The following is a 22,649-nucleotide window of genomic DNA, read 5'->3' as shown; positions in this document are numbered from 1 at the left end:
ATGAAAACAATTTATAATCAACTGACTACGCTTGGTTTGTCCGGCATCAAAGACGCCCTCACATTACAGACGGAACAGCCGACGCATTACCGAGAACTCGCGTTCGAAGAAAGGCTAAGCTTACTGCTTGATAATGAGCTTAACGCACGTTCACAACGTAAAATAGCGCGCTTAACACGGCAAGCTAAATTCAGAGTTCATGCTGGCATAGAGCAGTTAGATTATCGTGCCAAGCGCAACCTGAATAAGTCACAGATCCGAACCTTGGCGCAGGGCGAGTGGTTGCGATTACATCAAAATATATTGATCACCGGGGCAACAGGGTGTGGCAAAACATACCTTGCCTGTGCCTTCGGGCATCAGCATTGCCAACAAGGGCAAAGCGTATTTTATTTTAGGCTGAAAGAACTACTCGAAAAAATGTTTTTTGCACAGGCTGACGGAACCTATCGAAAACTGATAGGAAAGTTAACCAATGCAGATTTACTGATCTTGGATGATTGGGGACTGGAGCCATTAAATGCACAGCAACGAAGCGATTTACTTGAACTGATTGATGCCCGATATGACAGTAAATCGACTTTAATTGCCAGTCAATTACCGCAAGAACATTGGTACAAAATGATCGGAGAATCGACGCATGCTGATGCAATTCTGGACCGACTGGTACATGGCTCGATAAAGATAGAATTAGAGGGCGAATCAATGCGAAAAATGACCAATAACTTGACTGATGGAGATCACTCAGTATAAATTAAACCTAGCTCTACAGACGGAGAAAAAAGTGATCTCCATGAATGTTATTGAGCGATCTCCTTCATGTTAATACGCAATAACAACGTAAATCGCGTAAAGATACCAAAAGGCGCATTAAATAAATTAGAACTGTGGTTTAAAGATGAAAATAGAGGCTACACCATTCTAGATGAGATGCTTGTGTTTGATTATCTATCAGAGCTTGAAGAGCGCCTTAGCTTATATAATTTCGCATTATTATGTGGTGGTAACTGCACTGATGATAGACGCTGGAAAAAAATTAATTGTAATGAACTGCGTGAAGAATCCGATGAGAATGCATTTATATCATTCCTAGATGAAACACTTGCTCAGTCAGAAATGACGCTCTTAAAAAAGCGCCCTCGAAGAGAAGCTTCCGAAAGTTATTTATGTAATCCATCTTCAAGCAATATGGAAATTAAAGACATTAGTATGATAAAGGGTGAATACTTGCCTTTCTATCAGGTGATGCACGAGCTGCAAAAAAATAATTCTCAACAGCTTGAGCCACCAGCATGGAGCGAAGCTCTTAGTGAGGAAGATATTCGTCAATATTCTCAAGCACAAGTAACAGCAACAAACCAAGCTGAATACCTGTGTCCAATGGAAACAGACCGTAAACAAATACTTTTATCATTCGACATCGAACATGCGACGAATGATAGTCTAATTAAACAACTCGCATCTTTATTACCAGAGATAAGAGAGATACTTGGCATACCGGAACCATCATCAACACATAAACCACACAATAAATTAGGTACGGTAAAAAAATTACTGTCTTATAAAGCTATTCAGTACTTAGACCTAAAGCTATATTGCATCCTCAATTCACCTCTAGGTGAAGAGTGGCAACTATCAGATGACTTCATGATGACGTGGCTTTTGATAGATAACAAAAATATAAATGTAGATAAAACATCTAAGGGGGCTGAAGATTTCAAGCAGTACCGTAAAGATTTCTACATGCCTAAATTGTTAAACCAAGCCTATCTAGATGACCTAATAACCACTACTCGCAGTGACCCAAATAACGCCCAATTACACATGAACCGCCTGTAATAATTAAGGGGGGAAAATTTACTTATTTTTTCCCCCCGACAATATTTTCCGCTTACCGCATTATTCATCCCAAGACAAACCTAAACCAATCTAAACCACTTGAGGCGAACCATGAGAAAGCTATTTGATCCAGAACGAATCATCCGTGAAGTTGACCGTCGTTACATTACATCCATTTCACGAACCAAAGCATGGCAATTAGAAAAAGAAGGGCTATTCCCAAAACGCATACGTTTAGGAAATCGGAGCGTAGGCTGGAAGCTGTCCGAGCTACTTGAATGGGTTGAAAACCAACCGCGAGTATAGATAATGGCAAAACGTAAACATTTTGATTACTGCCGTTTCATGACTGAAAGCAGTGGCATAAAGATCATCACTAAAAGTCAGTTAGCTGAGTTGCTAGGGGTAAGTCCATCAACAATTTATCGGATGATTAAAAGTGGGTTGTTACCACCACCGCTACGTAGTCCAAAAGGTTATATACAGGGCTGGTTAAGTGGCACCATTGAAATGTGGCAAAGTGATCATAATCAGTATTAGTGATTGAATTATACAAGGGCTTAACGGCCCTTTTTAATATCCATAAATGAACACATTTGCACTAACTTGAAGCAATAACACATCTTTATGTTCAGCCGTTTTTATTAAACAGCCCTTATTTCAAAAGCCTTCAAGTAATGACTCGGAATAATTAGTTGCAGGTTATTTATAATGTATGTGCCAGATAACTAAACATGAATCAAAGAAGTTTCTTGCTTACTATCACTATAACAATGAGCAGCAACTTATCTTTCACAAGAAGACAGGTATTAGAACAGAGATCCTCGAACAAGGATTTAAACAACTCGATATTATGATGACCGAATATTCTAAAGTCAGTGTGATCTTATTACAGCTGCACCCAGATAAATTCACTGAAGATAATGCAATCATCACTCAATTTTTAGTACGGCTTAAAAAGAAGATTAAAAAACAGTATAACTGCAAGATAGGTTATTTATGGGTGAGAGAGCAGAGCAGCGCTGAAGCTCAACATTACCACATGGTGATCATGGTTAACGGACACAAATGTAACAACGCTTATGCCATTGGGAAAATGTGTGATGAGATATGGGAAGGCCCAACTGATACCAACTTTTCATACCGTGTCAAAAACCGCTTGTATCGCATCGAACGCTACAAGGGCAATGACCACGAACTGCGTGCAGCTCGAATGAGAATGAGCTACATGGCTAAGAATGAAACTAAGGAGTTTAATAGAAATACAAATAGTTTTGGTGTGAGCAGGTGAGAACCAAATAAAGATTAATATGGTTCTTTTAATGAATTGATTTGATTACATAGTTAGCAGAATTTTTGATCACATTTGGAGAATGCTATACGTACCCTTAAAGTTAACGTAAGAGATTGAATGATATGTGTAAAACACCTGCAAAGGTTGGCTTGTATGATCACAATAATTAAAATGCCAGTTTTACCCTTATGCTACTTAAAACAAACTATTCAAAATAAAATATATTTATATTCAATGCTCTACAAAATCAACAATGGGGGCAGCTCTGTAAAGAGCCGAGAAATAATGGCTTTTTTTCTCTCAGGCGAAGATGCCGCGCGCGCGTTTACAGTAAGCGATAAAATAGACGCTAATATATTCTTTATTTTAATTTCAAATACGAGTTCGTTTCGTTGTATCTCACTGCACCAATCAGTAAACTACAAACCATTAAAGATAAGTAACTGTGTGTTTTAAACAGTCAGTCTGCTTGTCTTACCTTTCATTGCAATTTAGGCTCTCAAATGACCAACAAACTAACGCTTCAACAGCTCGAAAGCTTTTTATGGGAAACAGCAGATATTCTGCGTGGCAACATGGATGCCTCTGAATTTAAAGATTACATCTTTGGCATGATGTTCCTAAAACGTTTATCTGACGCTTTTGAAGAAGAACAAGAAAAGGTTATTCAATACTACCTAGGCAAAGGTAAGACCCAAGCCCAAGCAAAAGAGTTAGCGGAAGATGAAGACGAGTACGATGATACCTTCTTCATGCCTGAAAATGCCCGTTGGTCAGCCCTAAAAGACTTAAAGCACAATATTGGTGAAGCGCTGAATAAAGCAATGGAATCAATTGAAGAACACAACACAGCCCTTGAAGGCGTGTTGGTTACTATCGACTTCAACATCAAGAACAAATTATCCGATAAAAAACTACAGGACTTGCTATCGCACTTTAGCCAACATCGTCTTCGTAATGAAGACTTTGAACGTCCCGATTTACTGGGTACGGCTTACGAATACCTGATTAAAATGTTTGCCGACAGTGCAGGTAAAAAAGGCGGTGAATTCTATACGCCTTCTGAAGTTGTTTCATTATTGGTGGCACTGTTAAAACCCCATGCTGGTATGCGCATATATGATCCAACATCAGGGTCTGGCGGTATGTTAGTGCAGATGCGCAACCACTTAGCGGCTCATGGCGAGAACGCCGCCAACTTGTCGCTGTACGGTCAGGAGATGAACCTAAACACTTGGGCTATTTGTAAGATGAATATGTTCTTACACGGTGTGCAAAGTGCGGATATCCGTAAAGGTGATACTCTGCGAGATCCGCAACATACCAAAGGCGGTGAGCTGATGAGCTTTGACCGTGTTATTGCTAACCCGCCTTTCTCATTAAAAAAATGGGGTAAAGACGAGTGTGATGATGATGGTTTTGGTCGTTTCCCTTACGGTACACCACCGAAAGATGCAGGTGATTTAGCCTTTGTGCAACACATGATCGCCAGTCTCAATGCCGAAGGTATGGCGGGTGTGGTAATGCCGCATGGTGTGCTATTCCGAGGTTCAAGTGAAAAACTTATTCGTAAAGGTATTCTCGATGATGATTTGCTAGAAGCGGTTGTCGGTTTACCATCTGGTTTGTTCTATGGTACGGGTATTCCTGCTTGTTTACTTATCATCAACAAGAACAAAGCTGCGGAGCGTAAAGGCAAAGTATTATTCATCAATGGTGAATTAGAGTTTGAAGCAGGTAAGAACCAAAACAAACTGCGTGAACAAGACATAGCCAACATTGTTGATACCTTTGTTAACTACACTGAAATCAAGCGTTACTCTAAGGTTGTGTCTTATGCTGAGATTGCCGAGAATGATTTCAACCTGAATATTCGTCGCTATGCTGACACTTCACCACCAGCAGAAATTTTTGATGTACGCGCTATTTTGCATGGCGGTATTCCTGTACGTGAAGTTGAAAACGACTACATCCAAGAAGCGATTTTAGATGGCTTTGATGTGAGTGTCGTCTTTGACCGTAAGGATGAGGCTTACTTCACATTCAAGACCAACATCACCAGTAAAGAACAGATACGTGATATTGTGACAGCTGTAGATGTTGATGTGACTTCAGAAGTAATAGCTCAACTAGAGCGTTGGTGGGATAAATACCAAGTGTCATTGCATGAGCTGGATGCACAAGTAGCAGATGCAGAGCAAGTGATGCAAGGTTACTTGAAGGAGTTGGGTTATGGTAATTGAACGTTGGCTTAGTACTACCCTTGGAGAAATAGCAAGTACTGTGACCAGTGGTTCAAGAGATTGGGCAAAGCATTACTCTGATTCAGGAAGTAAATTTATCAGAATGACGAATCTTTCTCGAAATGGGATTTATTTGAAGCTTAAAGACATGAAATATGTGGATGTTAAGTCAAATTCTGCAGATGGCAAAAGAACATCTCTGACACATGGTGATATTCTCATTTCAATAACGGCAGAATTAGGGAAAATTGGATGGATACCACAAGATTTTGGGGAAGCTTACATCAATCAACATACAGCTTTAGTGAGAATCAAGAAAGCTGAAGCAGAATCTAAATTTGTTGCGTACTTACTTTCTTCAGACATGATTAATAGAGTTATTAACTTAGGAAATGATTCCGGTGCTAAGGCTGGATTAAATTTACCATCAGTTAAATCTGTAACTATTTGTCTCCCCCCACGTCCTGAGCAACAAAAAATCGCAGCGATTCTCACCTCAGTTGATGATGTGATTGAAAAAACACAGGCGCAAATAGACAAGCTCAAAGATCTTAAAACAGGCATGATGCAAGAGCTATTAACGCGCGGCGTTGGTGTGGATGGTAAACCACATACTGAATTTAAAGATTCACCAGTGGGAAGGATACCGAAGGGGTGGGATGTTGTTGAATTTTCAAAATTAATTTTATCTTCTAATCAAGGTGTAAATACAACCACAGAAAAAGTTACTTATAGTGAATATGGAATACCAGCAATTCGATCAAATAATGTAGATGAAAATGTTTTTGATATGAGGAATCGAAAATATGTAAGTTATGAAATTTTTGCGAGATTATCTGAAAAGGTAAAACCTAAATTTGGGGATGTACTCTATTGCAATATAGGTTCTGATTTGGGTGCAGCTGCAATTGTGGATGTTGATAGTGACTTTTTGATAACTTGGAATGTACTTCGAATTGTTTCAAATACAAAGATAATTTCACCTAAATTCTTTAGCTACTTACTAAATCATAATCGAAAAGAATTGAGAAAAAGTGCAACCGAATCTACGATGCCATTTATTTCATCAAAAGCATTAGCTAAATATGTTTTTCTTATCCCCAAACTAGATGAACAGCTAGAGATTATTAGTGTTCTAGAATCCTTAGATGAGCGAATTATAAAAATAATAGTAAAAATAGATCAATATAAGTCACTCAAAAAAGCCCTTATGCAAGATCTACTAACAGGTAAAGTACGGGTTAAGCTTGATAGCTAATCGCCACCAGCAACAATTCGAAGCGTAATGCGCTTCGGGTTGAACAAGCTTATTTACGATTACAGACTAGGAATACATGGAATTACCTAATGCTAAATGTAAACATGATTGAACCAGAAGCCAATGGTAAATATGTTATCAAGACCCCCTCATTTACGAGCTACTTCTTACCTTCTCAACAAGAAGTAAGCGCATTACTCGACTTGCCAGATAGCTTTAGAAAAATGATACCGCTAATAGAATATCATTCAGGTATTAAGTTAAATGTAGGTCGAAGCTCACGCGCAAAAATGCACACAGACGGTTTTGCTAAACCTACATTTAAAAAGCTTATTAGTTGGTTTCAGCAGCTGCCAATCTCTCTTAATAATGCTTTCTCTTATTCCTTACTTCGCAAAGTGATTAAAGCCGGACACGCCAATTCCAATGCTATTACTTGGTTCCCATTCCTCAACAGTGTAAATAACCAAAACTACAATGATGAATTTGTAGAATTACTAAGTTTCATTGAGGAAAGGGCGAATGCTGATTGCTTGATGCTTACTAGCTATAAGGCTCAAGTAAAGAAAGGTGACATCGATGAAAAATCCCTTATTGATAATTTCACTCACCAATTACCCATTTGGACTCAATCAAGTCTAATACCTGATGAGTTATTTTCAGATTACGGTGAAATTCTTAAATTGCATTTAACAGATCCAACCGAGGCGGAAAAACAAGCTTATAAGCTCCTACCAGCATTTATGGCTATGCGCTTTGATTTTTATTTAGCGGCTATCGCCAATTATGAAATAGGGCTAGCACTATACATACAGCGTAGTGGAACAGAGATTGATTGGGATTCTTTTGAAGGTTTTATGTGGCCAGTGATAAAAGTCTTCGCGGTATCTGAAGAATCTTGCCACTGTTTTGATGCGATGTTGGCCCATTTCAAATTTATATTATCTAAAAATGACGGAGAAATTAGCTGGCAAAAACTCGCATCTTATATTGAGATCAATGAATCAGGTACAGCTGAGATAACACTGAAAGATAAACAACGTCATCAACTCAATGACTGGCGAAGGAATGAAAACTTACCATCCGATAAAAAATTTAGAGCTTTTGTTGAGGCTGCAGTGAAACCGTTAGGTCACCACAGTATCGAACACATTTTAATTTATGCTCGTATATCCAGAGGCATCGATACTTTGGTTTCGCAAACATCCAGACAATTTCAAGGTGAACACATATTTCCAGCAATGGCAGATGCATTATCTCGATATCCTGAATATTTGGAATACTACAAACAGCAGGCTTTACTAAAACAAAACGTAGCGGCATAACAAGTATTGCCGCCAAACTTACATTAAAGGGCGTTTATTCGCTTCAGATACTCATCACCTAAAATATAAGGGTGATAGAATAAACCCTCTGGCACGCTTTCGATATCTTCAATTAAAGGGATACCATCAATTTCATAGTTGATAAACTTTTCTTTTTCATGATAAATCATACGTGTCGGATCAACTAACATGTAGTTTTCAAGAACTAACCAGCAATGAAGCGCTAAACCGCCCGTATTTTTACCTTTCAGCTCTCGAACTAGATAGTCATGATCAACTTCATACATATACTCCCCTACAAACTTGTAATCGCCAGTAACAACAATTGAACGAATGCCTAATTTATTCAGCTCTTGCTGCATAAAATGAGCAAGTAGCGAGCAATTTAATCTCGTTAAATTTCTATCCTGCCCTATCAAATCTAAAGATTTAATGATTTGTACAAATGCGACTTCAATCTTTTCTTTGACTTGTTTGTATTCATTCGATGAAATACTTTTAAATATAAATGTTGAGTCAAATGATGGATCTAAACCTAAATTTATAGTTCGCATAAGGGCTTCTTTCCATAACGACCAAAAATAATCTACACGATTCAATTTATATACCTCTGCATGGTGATTTTAATTGTGCACGAGTAAAAATACACGTGCACATATAGCGGTCGAATAACTTACTACTTACCACCCTGCTTTGATGAACCGTTTGAATTTTTTGCGCCAGCACTCGTTGCTCTCGCAGCAAAACCGCCCTTATTTACTGAACCACCATTTTGTTTCGCCGTTGAGCTTTGAATACGTGCAGCTGCATCCGATGTCATTGGTGTTTTGTTCTTACTCATATCATTTCTCCATAAAGTAAATTTAGTGTTGGTAGAAGCTCCCGCCAACAAGAGAGATAATGACAGGTTAAAAATGCCTTGAAAAAGGGTGAGCTTACGACAAGATAGCTCAACTTAACGTACAAATTTTGATTTACTTACTGCATCCCAAATTAGAGTAAGTAATATGACAAATCAAGACAAACTCAGCAGCCTTGCATCTGAATTTCAACAATGGCGCTTGACCCGACAATATCCCAGAGAAAAAACACCTCAGCAGTTGAAAGATAAAACCGTTGCACTGGCTCAATATTATTCATCGAGCCAAATTAAAACCGCATTAAACATTGCCGATTCAACCTTTCACCATTGGTGTAAACAAGCGACTTCCGTCAAAAAACCTAGCGAATTCATTGCTGTCCCTGACGAGCTGAATGCCAGTTCGGATGAGTTTAATATTACGCTCACTTGTAAAAATGGTAACCGGTTACAACTTTCTGGCCCGCTCTCGCCTGCGTTACTTGCCGTTATCACGGGGGCGCTGCTGGTATGATATTACTGACCGCGAATACGCCTATCTTACTGGCTATTCAACCCGCCGATTTTCGCTGTGGCATTGACGGATTTGTGGCGATTTGTCGTCGACAACTCGACCAAGACCCGCGTTCCGGCATTTTGTTTGTCTTTATTAACCGTAATAAAACCATGATCCGGGCATTAAGCTATGACGGGTCTGGTTTTTGGTTAATGACCAAACGATTATCAAAGGGCAAATTTTCCAACTGGCCAACCGCCAAGGAAGCCATCACCTCCATGCAGGCTAAGCATCTGCGACAGTTATTATCCGCGGCTCCGGTGGTACAAGTGGCATAAAATGCGATGTAATTCACAATATTACATTAATATCGTAGGATCTAAACGATCATGTTGACCGATCCTTTATGCCTGCAATAATCCATATTCGCTTAATTATAGACGAGCACACTGGACACTTATGTTGACTCAATCATTCACCGATATTGATAATGACGCACTCGATGCCTTAATTGAACGCGTGACAGAAGCCAAAGAGCATGAACTGGCGTTAAGCTCGGCTGATTGTCAGCTATTGCTTAATGCCTTGATGACACTGGCTAATTTGCAAGAAAACATCGCCAGTAAAGATGTGACGATACACAAATTGAAAAAACTCGTCGGTATCGTTAAATCGTCAGAAAAACTGGGGGCACTCATCAGTCAGCAAGGCGTTGCCGCAAAAGGTAAAAAAGCCCAACATAAACAAATCAAGCGCACTAAACCCAAGACCCAAAAAGTCAAACCGACAATCATTCACCACGCCTTAACAGTGCTGACCAAGGGTGAATTATGTCCTGAATGCGACTTGGGGAAACTCACCAAGTATGAACCAGCAAGCTTCTTGCGGATCACAGGGCAAAGCCCTTTTGTGCCAGAGCAACACATCATGGAACGACTACGTTGTAATGCCTGCGGTGCTTATTTTACCGCGCCACTGGCTGAAAACGTACAGGCCGATGGGCATGCCAAACAAAAATACGGCTACAGCGCACGCAGCTTAATGGCGATCAACAAATATTACGCAGGCACACCGTTTTATCGCCAAGGCAGTTTGCAAAACATCTTAGGCGTACCTATTACCGCGTCATCTATCTTCGATCAAACCGAATATGTGGCCAACGCCATTTGGCCTGTATTTAAGCACTTGAGAACAATTGCAGGCAATGCCAAGCATTATTATATTGATGACACCACACACCGTATTCTCGACCAAACCGCCATCATTAAAAAACAACGTAATAGCGATAAAGAACGTGTTAGAACTGGAGTTTATAGCTCGGGCATGATAGCAACCACTACCGCAGATCAAAAAATAGTGTTGTTCGAAACTAACATAGGTCACGCGGGTGAATTTATCGATAGCGTGCTGTGTTTGCGAGACAAAACAAGTTCACCGCCCATTATCATGAGCGATGCACTGGCCAGCAACCGCCCCTCCGTTGATGTCGAATTTATCCAGTCCTTGTGTAACAGCCATGCTCGACGGCAATTTGTGGATGTGCTTAGCCATTTTCCCGATGAAGTTGCAGGTATTTTAGATCGTTATGGCGAGATCTGGCATATTGATAATCTGGCAACAGAAAAACAGCTCAATAGTGAACAGCGGCAAGCTTATCATGATGAAAATTCGCGACCAATCATGGCTGAGATCCGCGCGTGGGGTCGCCAGCACTTAAGCGATGGCAGTGTTGAGGAAAACAGTGGGCTTGGCAAAGCGATCCGTTATTTTGATAAACATTACGCAGGCTTAACGTGTTTCTGCACGGTGCCAGGGGCGCAATTAGATAATAATTTAATGGAGGCTGAATTAAAATTGGTGGTCAGGGATAGAAAAAATGCGATGTTCCACAAAACGCTGTCTGGAGCCAGTATCGGTGATGTTATCACCTCAATCATAGCCACAGCCAGCTGGGCCGGCACTAATATTTTTGATTATTTAAATACGCTGCAACGAGAACAAGAAGCGGTGAAGTTGGCACCTGAAAATTATCTGCCTTGGAATTACCAGTAAAATAAACCATCATCCCGGCATATCTGCCGGGACTTGCCAAATTTCCTTAAGTCAAACTATATTGTCGTAAGCTCACGAAAAAGGGGGGAAGTCGTCCAAATTGAAAATAATTAAATTTATTTTGTTTAACTTCTATATTCCCAACATAATTGCTAGGTAAACATCTGTAATATAAACGCTATTATTAAAATTAAAGAGCAAGCAATATGCTAAAAGCAATTATCCACGGTAAGGCCGGTCGTATTGAACACAATAAGGATGATTCAGTTAGTTGGTCTAGCTTATTTAAGGCCCGTGAAGATTTGCTGACATCGACAGTCTTTGAGCGATTTTATTATCTCTCTGATGAAGTACAGAGAAGTATGCTGCAACATTGGTTTAAAGCATGCTTTGGTAGTATTCCAACTGACGTTGGTGAATTAGAAGATATTAGCTACTGGCCTCGCTTTACCCATGAACATGATAAAGGCTCCAACCAAGTTGAGCCTGACTTAATCCTGAATTTTGCAAAGTGCAATATCATTGTTGAGGTAAAGCCACCAGCTGGTGGTGATCAATATTTCAATCAATGGCAAAAAGAGATTGCCTCATTTCTACAATCTGAAGAATACCAAGGCAAACCTCTCTATTTCTTAGCGATTGGTCGAATTTCGGTATTCAATGTACAACAATGGGCAGCAGGTTTATTGAAACAGTACGTAGAATTAAATGGTATAGCGGCATTAGAATGGGCAGCAGTAACAGAACATATATTAACGTTAACCACAGATAAAAAATTAACTAAACAAGATGACCGTATTTTAAATGACATATTAGAAGGTCTTAGTTTATATGGCTTACAAACATCACCATTCAAATGGCTAGACCTTATTCAATACAATGACTTCCTCCCTTTATCATTAACTGAAACATATATTACTTCCAATCTTAAAAAGCAGATATTTTCCAATTCTGAAAATATGAATGAATTATTGAACCATTCATTTCAACCTCTAAATCTGCAACAATTCCAATCTAGTTTAAAGGCATAATAAACATGAATAATAAAACTGACGACCTGTTTGTCCAAGTCCGTACTGCACATCGTTTACTCGCTGCTTATTACCAGCGTTTATTACCGACCATCGAGCAGATTGCTCATGATGCTAATACTGAGTTCTATTTTTGGGCACCAGTACGCTTCAATAAGCCTGGTAGAAACCCATTCAAAAAATGGCAGTGGGACTTATTACCAGCAGAGTCAACTCGTTATGTATTTAAACATATTAATGACGAAGCTAAAGTTACCATCGATGATTATATTGTTGAGTTCATTGTTATTAATGACTCTGGTATTAATGATGAACAGTGCAAAGGGCAACCAGATGCATTGAACCTAAAAGTAAGTGTCGATGATGCCCAAAGCATATTACGAATTTCGATTTATCGCGCTATAGAAAGCGTTGATACTGGCTTCTATGATCGATGGGAATCTGGACGTTATCCTGATTACAGTACATCAGTTGATCTTGAGTTAGACAATGGATTTGTTAAATTCGGCTTTGAAACACCACTAGAATCGCTAATGACTGAAAGTGGGGTAGCTTCAATAAAAGAGACAATCGAGCATTATCTTACCAAGACCGAACAAGCAGTATTATCTCAGCAAAGTGAGTCTGAAAGATAAATGAAAAACAACGAATTCGATAAAGTAGAAATCCCTGCTATTAGCCAATTAGTTAAACTCGGCTGGTTATATATTCGCGGTAAGCACCTATCACCAGAACATGTCTGCGCTGACGGTAAACCTGAACGTGCTTCACTGCGTGATGTTGTCTTGGTTAAACGCCTAGAAACAGCCATCAAACGCATCAACCCGTGGATAAGTGACGAGAACTTACGTAAAGTTTCTCGTGATATAACCCACCCGAACTTTGCTGCATTGATGGAATATAACCACGCCTTTTATCAAACCATGGTTAACTACCTATCGGTAGAGCAAGACCTTGGCAAAGGCCGTAAAGGGCAGACAGTTAAACTTATCGACTTCGACCACCCAGCAAACAACGAATTCCTTTGTACCAATCAATTTAAGATTGAAGGTAATCAAAATATCATTCCCGATATTGTTTGCTTTGTGAATGGCATCCCTCTCGCAGTCATCGAATGTAAGTCACCTTATATCTCGGCACCAATGAGTGAAGGCATTGACCAACTACGTCGCTATGCCAATATCCGCAACCCTGAAGACCATGAAGGTGCTGAAAAGCTATTCTGGTACAACCAACTGATGATCTCGACCTGCCGTGATCAAGCCAAGGTAGGTACGATTAGCTCTAGTTCAGCACACTATGGTGATTGGAAAGATGCTTACCCATATACAGACCAAGTACTTGCCCAACAATCATTAACCAATAACGTCATAGACTTCCGCGCTAAGGTGGATATCGAAATGCCTGAGAATGCATTAGATGACAGTGAGGAGTTACCAGCGCTTGATAAAGTTGCCGACCCTTCAGCAGATTATAACCAGCAGCCAAGCTATGACGACTTAACCAAGGTAACGGCACAACAGCGTTTACTTGCTGGTATGTTCAGTAAAAATAACTTCTTAGACCTACTGCAAAACTTCATCATCTTTGAAACCGATGACGGGCGTATCATTAAAAAAGTTGCACGGTATCAGCAATTCCGTGCAGTAAACAAAGTTATCCAACGTCTAAAGACAGGCAAAGACCGTAAAGAAAAATCAGGCGTGGTTTGGCATACCCAAGGCAGTGGTAAATCATTAACCATGGTCATGCTTGCTGTAAAAATACGCCGAGATGCCGACCTAAAACAGTACAAGCTAGTCTTCATTACCGACCGAACACAACTGGATGAACAGCTATCTAATACCTTCCGTGATGCCCAAGGCGAAACAGTTTATAATGCAGGTTCAGTGGCACAACTAAAAGAACTGCTAAAAAAAGACAGCTCAGACCTTGTAACCGCAATGGTGCAAAAATTCTCTGACCTAGAAAAAGAACAAGAGAAGCAAAAAACAGTAGCCGAAGGCTTTGCAGACTTAAACCCAAGCGACAAAATTATCGTCCTAGCCGATGAAGCCCATCGTACTCAATTCGGTGGTTTAGCAATGACCATTAACGCCGCATTACCCAATGCGCCTAAAATTGGCTTTACAGGCACTCCGCTGCTTAAAACCCAAAAGATGGGGCAAGCCTTCGGTGGTTACATTGATGAATACAAGATCAACCAAGCCGTAGAAGACGGGGCAACCGTTAGTCTGTTGTATGAAGGCCGAGAGGTTAAATCAGAAGTTGCTGGTGAATCACTGGATAAACTGTTTGAAGAATACTTTGGTGATTACACAGAAGAAGAGCAGCGCGAAATAAAAAAGAAATACGGTGTAGAAAAAGCTGTTCGTGAAGCCCCTGCTCGTATCCGTTGGGTATGTATCGACCTGCTAAAACATTACAAAGAATGTATTCGCCCTGACGGCTTCAAAGCGATGATAGTCGTAGGTAGTCGTCACGCAGCAACCATCTTCAAGTCAACCTTAGATGAACTGGGTGCCCCACCATCAGAAGTGATTATATCAGGAGTTCACAACGATAAACCTTATATTGCCCAGTACACTGATAAAGTACACCAGAAGAAGGTTATTAAGAATTTCAAAAAGCCATTTGGACTCGACAAGCAAGGCACTGAAGAGAAAAATAAGAAGTTTGATAACACAGCCTTCTTGATCGTTAAAGACATGCTATTAACGGGTTTTGATGCCCCTATTGCACAAGTTATGTATATAGACCGTAAGTTACAAGACCATACCTTGATGCAAGCTATTGCCCGTGTGAACCGTACCTACAAAAACAAAACATGTGGTTATGTGGTCGATTATCATGGTTTAGCGACTCACCTTACCGAAGCACTGGAATTATTCACTAGCGAAGATGTCGATGGCTCATACCAAAGCCTGAAAGACGAGATACCCAAGCTACAAGCTGCGCATACTCGTGCAATGTCGTTCTTTAAAAGCGTAAAAAGCACTGACATTGATGATTATGTATTAATACTGAAAGACGAAGCTGTTCGTGCTCAATTTGATTTAGCTTTTAAGAAGTTTGCTAAACAATTAAATGTCATCTTACCCGACAACGCCGCAGCGCCTTTCATCGCTGATATGAAGTTATTGGGTAAAATCCACAACGCCGCAAAAACCTTATATCGTGATGCGGGTTTAGACATGAAAGAAATTGGTGAGAAGGTTCGTCAGCTAGTGGATGAGCATATCCTAAGTACAGGCGTAGACCCTAAGATCCCACCAGTGGATTTATTATCTGCCAACTTCAAGGAAAGCATTAAGCCCACTAAATCAGATGAATCTAAAGCCTCTGAGATAGAAAGTGCTATCAAGCATCACATTACGATTAACTTAGATGAAGACCCTGAGTACTACCGTTCATTAAGCTTACGTCTACGCGATATTATTGAGAAAACAGCAGGAGAATGGGCGCAACAACTCGACCTGTTGTTAGATTTGACAGGTGATATAGGTAATGCCCACCAGCAAGCCGCACAAGACGTAGGTTTATCTGAAACTGAATTCGCGTTCTACAATATCCTTATCTCCGAAGTCACCCAAGCCAGTGATGGTGATGTTATTGATGAATCAATACATGATGCGATCAAAGCAACCATACAAGCATTAGTTACCATTCTGGATGAAGCAACAGAGATCATCGACTTCTTCAATAAACAGAATGAAGTGAAGCGCATGAAGAGAGAAATAAAACGAGCGGTACTCGACCAACCTTTTGGTGATAAGGCTTTAGTAAATATCTTGCAAGAACGCTTTATGGACTTAGCTAAAACCAAATTTGGAAATAGATAGTGGTAATAAGTAAGTTGATGAAGATGCAAAACAATGAACCCGAGGTGATCCAAGGAAAAGGTTACCTCGTGGAGATAACAAGAACATCTCGCACTAAGACCGCATCATTAAAAGTTGAAGATGGTGTGGTAATGGTTGTTGTCCCTAAAAAGCTCGACATTACCAAGATTGAAAAGATAGTGGCAGATAGACATGTATGGATAATGAGTAAGATCGCCTTACATAGTACAGCTACACCCGCCAGTAATAAACAATACGTATCAGGTGAAGCTTTCCCCTACCTAGGGCGAAACTATCGCTTAAAAGTGCTTAAAGGTGATTTAGGACCAACAAAACTAATCAATGGGCGTATTACTGTATCCATCCCCGACATTACACAGCAACATCATTATATTCGCCGATTCTTAGTTAACTGGTATAAACGCAATGCTTTAAAAAAGATAACAGAAAAGGTACAGCGTTATGAGCCGCTAGTTGGTGTTGAAACCTCGGTAATACGTATCAAAGAATTTAAAAGTCGTTGGGGAAGCTGTACACCCTATGGTGATATTGAATTCAACTGGGTAATTGTCATGGCACCTAATCGTATTGTCGATTATGTCGTAGTACATGAATTGTGTCACCTACTCCACCACGACCACTCACCGCAGTTCTGGAAAGAAGTGGAGCGAGTCATACCTGATTACCAAGAGTGTAAAGAATGGCTCAAGGTTAATGGGCATGGGCTGGTGGTTTGAATGAAACCTACTTTAAAAGTTTTTAAAATCAATCTATTAATCGAAAACATAATGCAAATTTAAAATGCTTGTTAAATATCCATCTGTTATTATCTACCTATTTTGCATTACTTAATTGGAAGTTCAAATGTCAGATGATATAACAATAAATTTAGCAGAGGCGTTAAATGCAAGTGCTTGTGTCACAGGCACCCTACTCCAAGTACAGGCTAAGAAGCAGTTAAATGCGTTACTAAAAAAATTTGCAACACAATCTAAAAATATACAACAAGAAAAATATTCCTATGAAGAGTGGGAACTTGAATTTAATCCCCAAAGATATAACAACACCATTTTTATCAGTGGTCAGCGAGGAGCTGGTAAAACAACTTTCTTACGATCTGTTTTATTAGAGCAAGCCAAACCAAACAACAAGATGAAGATAAAACCAATCGCATTTATTGACCCCACTTTAATTGAAGTTCATGAGCATATCTTGGTACAAATTATTGCCAAAATTCAAGCCACGGTGATACATGCATTAAGTCGAACTTCTGATGAACGACAGCGGTATGACTTTCAGGCCTGTATGGAAGAGATGGCGGAAGGTCTTAAATTGCTTGGAAATGGTGATAAAAGTAAGGATCAAGATCCTGCTTTCTTTTTAAATAAAGCGTTAAAACATGCCGTTGGCGGGCAAAATTTAGAGCGTAAATTTAACGAACTTATTGATAAAGCGGCTGAAATTTTAAATGTAAATTTATTAATTATCGCTTTTGATGATGTCGATACTAAAACGACAGAAGCTTTTGAAATATTGGAACTAATTCGTAAATATTTAACTAGTCCAAAATTGGTGGTTTTAATCTCAGGGGACCCTTCTCTATACTGCCACATAGTACAAAGCCAGCGAGCAAAAGAGCTAAATAATGGCAATGATGCAATCAAAGGAATGGATGAATTATCTAAAAACTTACCAGAGATGGTTTCTCATTTAGAGCAGCAATATTTAGCAAAAGTTTTGCCAGTTGAGCATAGAATTGAGCTTAAGAACTTAGCTAATTTGATCGAGTACAAGGTAAAAATAAAGGTTAAATTAAAAGATAGAATCGAAGGGACAATAGATCCATCGATTGAAATAAAAGAGCATATTGAAAATGTTATAAGTGAAAGTCTTAGAATTAATAATAAGGATATTAAGCCTTATGTTAATTTCTTTTTAGAGCAACCCATTAGAACTATATTGCAAATATTAAAATCTGTAGATGAAAGCACCGAAGCAACAAAAATTAATTCTCAATCTTTATTTACAGCACTACGTGACAGTTATATCGGCGATTTACGCAAAGAAAACATACCTATTGAAAAATTATCAGATCAATCAATTCATCCTCATGTTATAGGCATGGCATTATTTAATCTTTGCAAAAATAACGGCGAATTAGAAACAGGGTTTTATGCAAGGCCCGATGGGAACTCATCTAGTTATAATTCTTCTATGTTTGTTTTGTCAAGCGTAATAAGTAACCACTTGAATCCCAAAGAAAGTAGCTTTAATCAATCCGCAGGAAGATTTTTACAGCTAATGCTTGCGGGACCTGCCGCTAGTACAATATTTATGAATAACGTTAGAGCTAAAATAAAAACCGAGCAGGAGGAAAAAAATTACATCGACTATATAGGGCTAAACAAAAGTCAAAACTCATTTAGTTTAGCAGCTCATTTTAGCCGACTTTTGAGTACATCTCGCATTGAGTTGGGAGTATTGAGGGTTCTTCGAACTACTCAAGCAGAAATAAATCATGCCACTTTAAAAAGAGAAATAAAGAAGACTTATGGACCTAATAAGGGAATCGCATTCGGGACAAGATCAGACATAGCTAAGTTTGGAATTGAAAAATTAGCTGAACTAGAAACTAGCTTATCTAGTAATAAAAAGCCACTAAAGAAAATATTTTTACTGTCAGCTAAAACAATAGCATTATCATCTCACTCTGTTTCTGTTGGTAATAATAAATTTGATTTTGTATCTATTCATTGTTTACTGGCTTCTCTATCGGAACTCCTTATTTGTAAAAAAGAAAACGTAAAAAATACAATAAGTACACTTTCTAAAATGCCAACTTATAGCTCACCTGACTTCATTAGCCCAAAATCGACTGATGATTCTTCAAAAGATAATGAAAAAGCAGAAATGGTTGGATCTTCTGAAATTGGACATGCAGAAGATATAGATGATATAGATGATATAGAAAAATATGTAATATGTTGGAAAGAAGCTAATGAAAACTCTCGAAATATGCTGTCTTCCTTATTACTTGGTAAAATATGGACTCGGATACATTATACCCTGCAAACAATATCAAGTAATATGAATATAAAAGAGCTACTTTTAAGTGAAGCGATGGAACGATTTATTTGGGTGATTTTAAATTCATTCCTAATTGAAGAAGCCTGTTATGTATTCAAAGGTGACGAAGCCATTATAAATAAATTAAGTAATGCTAAGAACGTAGCTTCAGCTTCCACTGCTTTAACACATAATATATCAAATGTTATTGAGGCTATAGCCGAAGAAAACAAAGTTAAATTAAATGAAAAACTCCCATTAACCTATCTGATGATGACTTGTCCTTTATTTTTACCGTTTTTAGCAACAGTAATACCCACAGATACAGACGTAGCTGAAAAAAAAGAAAAAGAACTAGAAGGAACACAATTATTAAGCTCAACACTAACGGATATAATACAGTCCATAGATAAAAAAGAAGAAGAAGAGGAAGAAGAAGAAGTCAAAAAAGCGAAAGAGAACTCAGAGAACGCTTTAGATTTGGTAGATAAAACTAAACTACAAAAAATTAAATTATTCAAATCTATAAAATCATTTATAGAACTTAATAGTGAAAAATCACAAAAGCTGACTTATCTAAAAGATATAGAGGACCAATCGGAACAAGCTATGTCGATTATTTCCCGATTTGTAATTATGGGGAAATTTGGAGATAAATAATGCCAAATCTTAACCAATATTTACTTTCAGAACCGAGATTTTTTAAGCCGCTTTGTAAGCAGTTAAAATTATTAATTCCTGGAGATCAACTTGCCCTTGATGACAATGAGCTTAAAAAATTAACTTATGCCTCATGGCAACAGAGGCATTTTAATTGGACCGATCAAGTTTTTCATGGTCACTGGCGACAATTAGATCAGCATAAGAAAGACAATGGCTGGTGCTATAGTTTGCTTGATCAAGCTGCGCGTTTCCATCTTGTTAACGATGCTCGTAGCCTTGCTGTTAAAGACGATAAATTTAACGATTGGCAATATTGGCTGTCCAATCAAAGTGGCTTTCCTGTTATGGCGTTACAATTATCTAAGCAATTAGATAAGCAAATAATCAATGATAAAAGCGCATTATCGGCGGCAATAAAAGAGCACATTGGGCTGCGCTGCATTATTTCACCATTCAACGGAAAAGTTGAAGATTATATTCACAATCAAGGTTTGCATGAAGCCCATTTGCATTTAAACGGCACCACTTTATTTGAGCAGTTGTGGCATGACACTATGATACAACCAAATGCTTTAATTGAAGAAATGATCGAAGCAGCTAAAAAAGAAAGAGTGCAATTACTTTATGCAAGTTACCCTTTTTTAGATACCCCTAAAAAGCTTTTACATATTTTTCACCTTGCAAGAAGACTAAGAGAAACCCTTTTACTTTGGTTAGTAAAGAATGAATCAAGTTTAGGGCTTACACATTATGATGACAGCTGTAAGAATTTATCTAAAATTTTAAGCTTTTCATCTATTTCTGAGCCAGTTAGTTTTATTGAAGAAGCAAAACGATTTCATGGTGTTGAGCAGCATTGGTCTCATATTGAAGAGTTAAACTGGCAAGTGAAATTGTTATATAGATTAAAACTAGAACCTGCACAAACACGAAATATTGCCGACGCATGTTATCTATTATATCTGCAATGCATGAATTGCTTTCGTCATTTACTTGTTCAACGATCTAATCAGTATGGTTTTGATCAATTTCAAAAATTTGCAGATAATGATGGTCGCAGTCAAATTGAAAAATCGTACAAAGCTCGATTTTTCCAATTGCACGGTCCTAAAATCAATGACAGACCAGATTTAAGCACACTTGAAGGACGATTTGCTCCCAAAGGAGAACAGAGTAAAAACATTGATTTAATAACAGATATTCTCACTGGTTTTTTACAATATGCCGGAGGTTTGAAACCGCTAGAGCTAGCGACTGATATTAATCAACTCGCAGAGAAAGTGTCCCAATTTAGTCGCCCCAATTTACGATTAGTAGCGCATTTCATCAAACAACCCTGGAGCGTTAAAGATGGTGGTTATCATTTCGAAAGTAGGAGAGACGATTTAGATGAAAAAGCATTTTTACTCTGTGAAATGCTAGATGCTCATCCAAATTTGCGTGCCATTATTACAGGCATTGATGCCGCCGCCAATGAGCTAGAATCTCCGCCTGAAGTTTTTGCGCCTGTGTATCGTTATTGTCGGTCTCGTGGCATTAGAAATTTCACCTTTCATACGGGAGAAGATTTCGAACATTTATTAAGTGGTATCCGCTCAATATACGACTCGATTAAATTACTCGGATTACAAGATGGTGACAGAATTGGACATGGCACCGCAATTGGAATTCATCCACAATTATGGCTCGATGCTATGCCAGATAAAATATATTTAAAACAAGCTGAATGGCTAAATGATTTATTATTTTTAAGAAAAATTGCATTAGATAAATTGAATTCAAAAATTCAGCTTGGGCGAATTGAAACTAAAATCCGTGAGTTATGTTTGAACATTTATGGTGAACTTTATCCGATTGAAGATTTACAAGAAGCTTGGAAACTTCGTGGTTTACGACCAAATATTATCGCCGATGTTTTAGCTAATGTAATGGGTCCATTAGAACATATTGGAATTCTAGCTATCGAATTTGAGTTGACCAAAAAAGTTGATAACCGTATTTTGAAATTATTAAAAATACAAACAAGCGATCAACGGGTTTTGACACAGAACGAGGCTGAGATTGAAGTAGACCTTAGTTATATAGACTTTGATGTTCTTCTAGAAGCACAACAATATACGCAAGCTTATGTAGCAAGACAAAAAGTTGTCATTGAAACGTTACCAACGAGTAATGTGCGTATCAGCCATTATAAATGCATTGAACAGCATCATGTATTTCGCTGGTTACAAGTACCAGAGAGAGCGATAGCTGACGATACCGAAATGCTGCTTGCTCTTGGATCTGATGATCCGGGAATTTTTGCAACGGATATGAGAAATGAGTTTTATCACTTATTTACTGTTTTGACACAGAAATTCAAATACAGTGAAAGGGATGCCTTAAATTTAGTTGCTTCAATTAATGAAAACGGCAGAATTTACAGGTTTGACGGCCCGCAGCAATTGGGTCGAATAGACGAAACAAAAGGCTTGGCTGAAAGTTATTTTAATAATAGATAATTTTTAACTTACAACTACCTGAATATAAACCCGAATAATTCAGGTAGCAACCATCCAACTGATGACACTACCGATGACACAGAGGCACATAACCACTATCAATACACGGTAAGCATCTGATACATATAAATTAAAAAACACCACCCTATAGTTAGTTACAAAATATTGAATAACGTCTAC

At 38.6% G+C, this 22,649-nt stretch carries 19 protein-coding genes; 17 read left to right on the top strand and 2 right to left on the bottom strand.

Annotated elements, in window-relative coordinates; all coding sequences use genetic code 11:
- The 8 genes from istB (at position 1) to MORIYA_RS14855 (ending at position 7,959) form a co-directional block, all read left to right on the top strand.
- Entirely contained in the window at positions 1-753 is a 753-nt protein-coding gene (gene istB, locus MORIYA_RS14895; RefSeq protein WP_112712100.1) for an IS21-like element helper ATPase IstB, read from the top strand.
- 66 nt (positions 754-819) lie between these two features.
- Positions 820-1,839, top strand: a complete 1,020-nt coding sequence (locus MORIYA_RS14890; protein ID WP_112716364.1) for a DUF6387 family protein — start codon at positions 820-822, stop codon at positions 1,837-1,839.
- Between the two features lie 111 nt (positions 1,840-1,950).
- Positions 1,951-2,145 (top strand): helix-turn-helix transcriptional regulator, encoded by a 195-nt coding sequence (locus MORIYA_RS14885; protein ID WP_112716362.1) that lies wholly within the window; start codon positions 1,951-1,953, stop codon positions 2,143-2,145.
- A 3-nt stretch (positions 2,146-2,148) separates the two neighbouring features.
- Complete coding sequence (locus MORIYA_RS14880) at positions 2,149-2,379, top strand: helix-turn-helix transcriptional regulator (RefSeq protein ID WP_112716360.1); 231 nt, start codon at positions 2,149-2,151, stop codon at positions 2,377-2,379.
- Between the two features lie 175 nt (positions 2,380-2,554).
- Positions 2,555-3,130 carry a YagK/YfjJ domain-containing protein gene (locus tag MORIYA_RS14875; RefSeq protein ID WP_112716358.1) on the top strand — a complete coding sequence of 192 codons (576 nt, stop codon included), beginning with the start codon at positions 2,555-2,557 and terminating at the stop codon, positions 3,128-3,130.
- A gap of 506 nt (positions 3,131-3,636) precedes the next feature.
- Positions 3,637-5,376: a type I restriction-modification system subunit M gene (locus MORIYA_RS14865; protein ID WP_112716354.1), complete on the top strand. Its 1,740-nt coding sequence runs from the start codon at positions 3,637-3,639 to the stop codon at positions 5,374-5,376.
- On the top strand, positions 5,366-6,634 hold the full coding sequence (locus MORIYA_RS14860) for a restriction endonuclease subunit S (RefSeq protein WP_112716352.1): 1,269 nt from the start codon (positions 5,366-5,368) through the stop codon (positions 6,632-6,634). The genes MORIYA_RS14865 and MORIYA_RS14860 overlap by 11 nt, the downstream gene beginning before the upstream one ends.
- A gap of 104 nt (positions 6,635-6,738) precedes the next feature.
- Positions 6,739-7,959 carry a hypothetical protein gene (locus MORIYA_RS14855; RefSeq protein ID WP_162629279.1) on the top strand — a complete coding sequence of 407 codons (1,221 nt, stop codon included), beginning with the start codon at positions 6,739-6,741 and terminating at the stop codon, positions 7,957-7,959.
- A 23-nt stretch (positions 7,960-7,982) separates the two neighbouring features.
- Here MORIYA_RS14855 and MORIYA_RS14850 read toward each other — a convergent pair whose 3' ends face one another.
- Positions 7,983-8,558, bottom strand: a complete 576-nt coding sequence (locus MORIYA_RS14850; RefSeq protein WP_162629278.1) for a BTB/POZ domain-containing protein — start codon at positions 8,556-8,558, stop codon at positions 7,983-7,985.
- A gap of 77 nt (positions 8,559-8,635) precedes the next feature.
- Entirely contained in the window at positions 8,636-8,800 is a 165-nt protein-coding gene (locus MORIYA_RS20950) for a hypothetical protein (protein WP_174216933.1), read from the bottom strand.
- Between the two features lie 166 nt (positions 8,801-8,966).
- On the opposite strand from MORIYA_RS20950, the gene MORIYA_RS14845 reads away from it, so the two are divergent.
- From MORIYA_RS14845 to MORIYA_RS14805, 9 genes are all read left to right on the top strand, one after another.
- Positions 8,967-9,332: a hypothetical protein gene (locus MORIYA_RS14845; protein WP_112713287.1), complete on the top strand. Its 366-nt coding sequence runs from the start codon at positions 8,967-8,969 to the stop codon at positions 9,330-9,332.
- Positions 9,329-9,652 carry an IS66 family insertion sequence element accessory protein TnpB gene (gene tnpB, locus MORIYA_RS14840; protein ID WP_112713285.1) on the top strand — a complete coding sequence of 108 codons (324 nt, stop codon included), beginning with the start codon at positions 9,329-9,331 and terminating at the stop codon, positions 9,650-9,652. Before MORIYA_RS14845 ends, tnpB begins: the two co-directional genes overlap by 4 nt.
- A 121-nt stretch (positions 9,653-9,773) precedes the next feature.
- A complete protein-coding gene (locus tag MORIYA_RS14835) occupies positions 9,774-11,366 on the top strand; it encodes an IS66 family transposase (protein ID WP_112713283.1) in 1,593 nt (530 codons plus the stop codon).
- A gap of 206 nt (positions 11,367-11,572) precedes the next feature.
- A complete protein-coding gene (locus tag MORIYA_RS14830) occupies positions 11,573-12,397 on the top strand; it encodes a hypothetical protein (protein WP_112716346.1) in 825 nt (274 codons plus the stop codon).
- A gap of 5 nt (positions 12,398-12,402) precedes the next feature.
- The gene (locus MORIYA_RS14825) at positions 12,403-13,032 is read left to right on the top strand and encodes a hypothetical protein (RefSeq protein WP_112716344.1); all 630 of its coding nucleotides are present in this window, start codon (positions 12,403-12,405) and stop codon (positions 13,030-13,032) included.
- Positions 13,033-16,239: a type I restriction endonuclease subunit R gene (locus tag MORIYA_RS14820; RefSeq protein WP_112716342.1), complete on the top strand. Its 3,207-nt coding sequence runs from the start codon at positions 13,033-13,035 to the stop codon at positions 16,237-16,239.
- The gene (locus MORIYA_RS14815) at positions 16,239-16,976 is read left to right on the top strand and encodes a M48 family metallopeptidase (RefSeq protein ID WP_232011637.1); all 738 of its coding nucleotides are present in this window, start codon (positions 16,239-16,241) and stop codon (positions 16,974-16,976) included. Before MORIYA_RS14820 ends, MORIYA_RS14815 begins: the two co-directional genes overlap by 1 nt.
- A 127-nt stretch (positions 16,977-17,103) precedes the next feature.
- On the top strand, positions 17,104-19,965 hold the full coding sequence (locus MORIYA_RS14810; protein WP_112716340.1) for a hypothetical protein: 2,862 nt from the start codon (positions 17,104-17,106) through the stop codon (positions 19,963-19,965).
- Entirely contained in the window at positions 19,965-22,469 is a 2,505-nt protein-coding gene (locus MORIYA_RS14805; protein ID WP_112716338.1) for an amidohydrolase family protein, read from the top strand. Before MORIYA_RS14810 ends, MORIYA_RS14805 begins: the two co-directional genes overlap by 1 nt.
- Positions 22,470-22,649: the final 180 nt, after the last annotated feature.

The organism is Moritella yayanosii (assembly GCF_900465055.1).
Lineage (GTDB): Bacteria > Pseudomonadota > Gammaproteobacteria > Enterobacterales > Moritellaceae > Moritella > Moritella yayanosii.
Note: the sequence above shows the minus strand (reverse complement) of the source record. Positions and strands in the feature narration are given on the sequence as shown.

What these genes read in the sequence shown, in the direction of transcription:
- istB (WP_112712100.1), top strand. Translation starts at nt 1, where the DNA reads ATGAAAACAATTTATAATCAACTGACTACGCTTGGTTTGTCCGGCATC.
- MORIYA_RS14890 (WP_112716364.1), top strand. Translation starts at nt 820, where the DNA reads ATGTTAATACGCAATAACAACGTAAATCGCGTAAAGATACCAAAAGGC.
- MORIYA_RS14885 (WP_112716362.1), top strand. Translation starts at nt 1,951, where the DNA reads ATGAGAAAGCTATTTGATCCAGAACGAATCATCCGTGAAGTTGACCGT.
- MORIYA_RS14880 (WP_112716360.1), top strand. Translation starts at nt 2,149, where the DNA reads ATGGCAAAACGTAAACATTTTGATTACTGCCGTTTCATGACTGAAAGC.
- MORIYA_RS14875 (WP_112716358.1), top strand. Translation starts at nt 2,555, where the DNA reads ATGTGCCAGATAACTAAACATGAATCAAAGAAGTTTCTTGCTTACTAT.
- MORIYA_RS14865 (WP_112716354.1), top strand. Translation starts at nt 3,637, where the DNA reads ATGACCAACAAACTAACGCTTCAACAGCTCGAAAGCTTTTTATGGGAA.
- MORIYA_RS14860 (WP_112716352.1), top strand. Translation starts at nt 5,366, where the DNA reads ATGGTAATTGAACGTTGGCTTAGTACTACCCTTGGAGAAATAGCAAGT.
- MORIYA_RS14855 (WP_162629279.1), top strand. Translation starts at nt 6,739, where the DNA reads ATGATTGAACCAGAAGCCAATGGTAAATATGTTATCAAGACCCCCTCA.
- MORIYA_RS20950 (WP_174216933.1), bottom strand. Translation starts at nt 8,800, where the DNA reads ATGAGTAAGAACAAAACACCAATGACATCGGATGCAGCTGCACGTATT.
- MORIYA_RS14845 (WP_112713287.1), top strand. Translation starts at nt 8,967, where the DNA reads ATGACAAATCAAGACAAACTCAGCAGCCTTGCATCTGAATTTCAACAA.
- tnpB (WP_112713285.1), top strand. Translation starts at nt 9,329, where the DNA reads ATGATATTACTGACCGCGAATACGCCTATCTTACTGGCTATTCAACCC.
- MORIYA_RS14835 (WP_112713283.1), top strand. Translation starts at nt 9,774, where the DNA reads ATGTTGACTCAATCATTCACCGATATTGATAATGACGCACTCGATGCC.
- MORIYA_RS14830 (WP_112716346.1), top strand. Translation starts at nt 11,573, where the DNA reads ATGCTAAAAGCAATTATCCACGGTAAGGCCGGTCGTATTGAACACAAT.
- MORIYA_RS14825 (WP_112716344.1), top strand. Translation starts at nt 12,403, where the DNA reads ATGAATAATAAAACTGACGACCTGTTTGTCCAAGTCCGTACTGCACAT.
- MORIYA_RS14820 (WP_112716342.1), top strand. Translation starts at nt 13,033, where the DNA reads ATGAAAAACAACGAATTCGATAAAGTAGAAATCCCTGCTATTAGCCAA.
- MORIYA_RS14810 (WP_112716340.1), top strand. Translation starts at nt 17,104, where the DNA reads ATGTCAGATGATATAACAATAAATTTAGCAGAGGCGTTAAATGCAAGT.
- MORIYA_RS14805 (WP_112716338.1), top strand. Translation starts at nt 19,965, where the DNA reads ATGCCAAATCTTAACCAATATTTACTTTCAGAACCGAGATTTTTTAAG.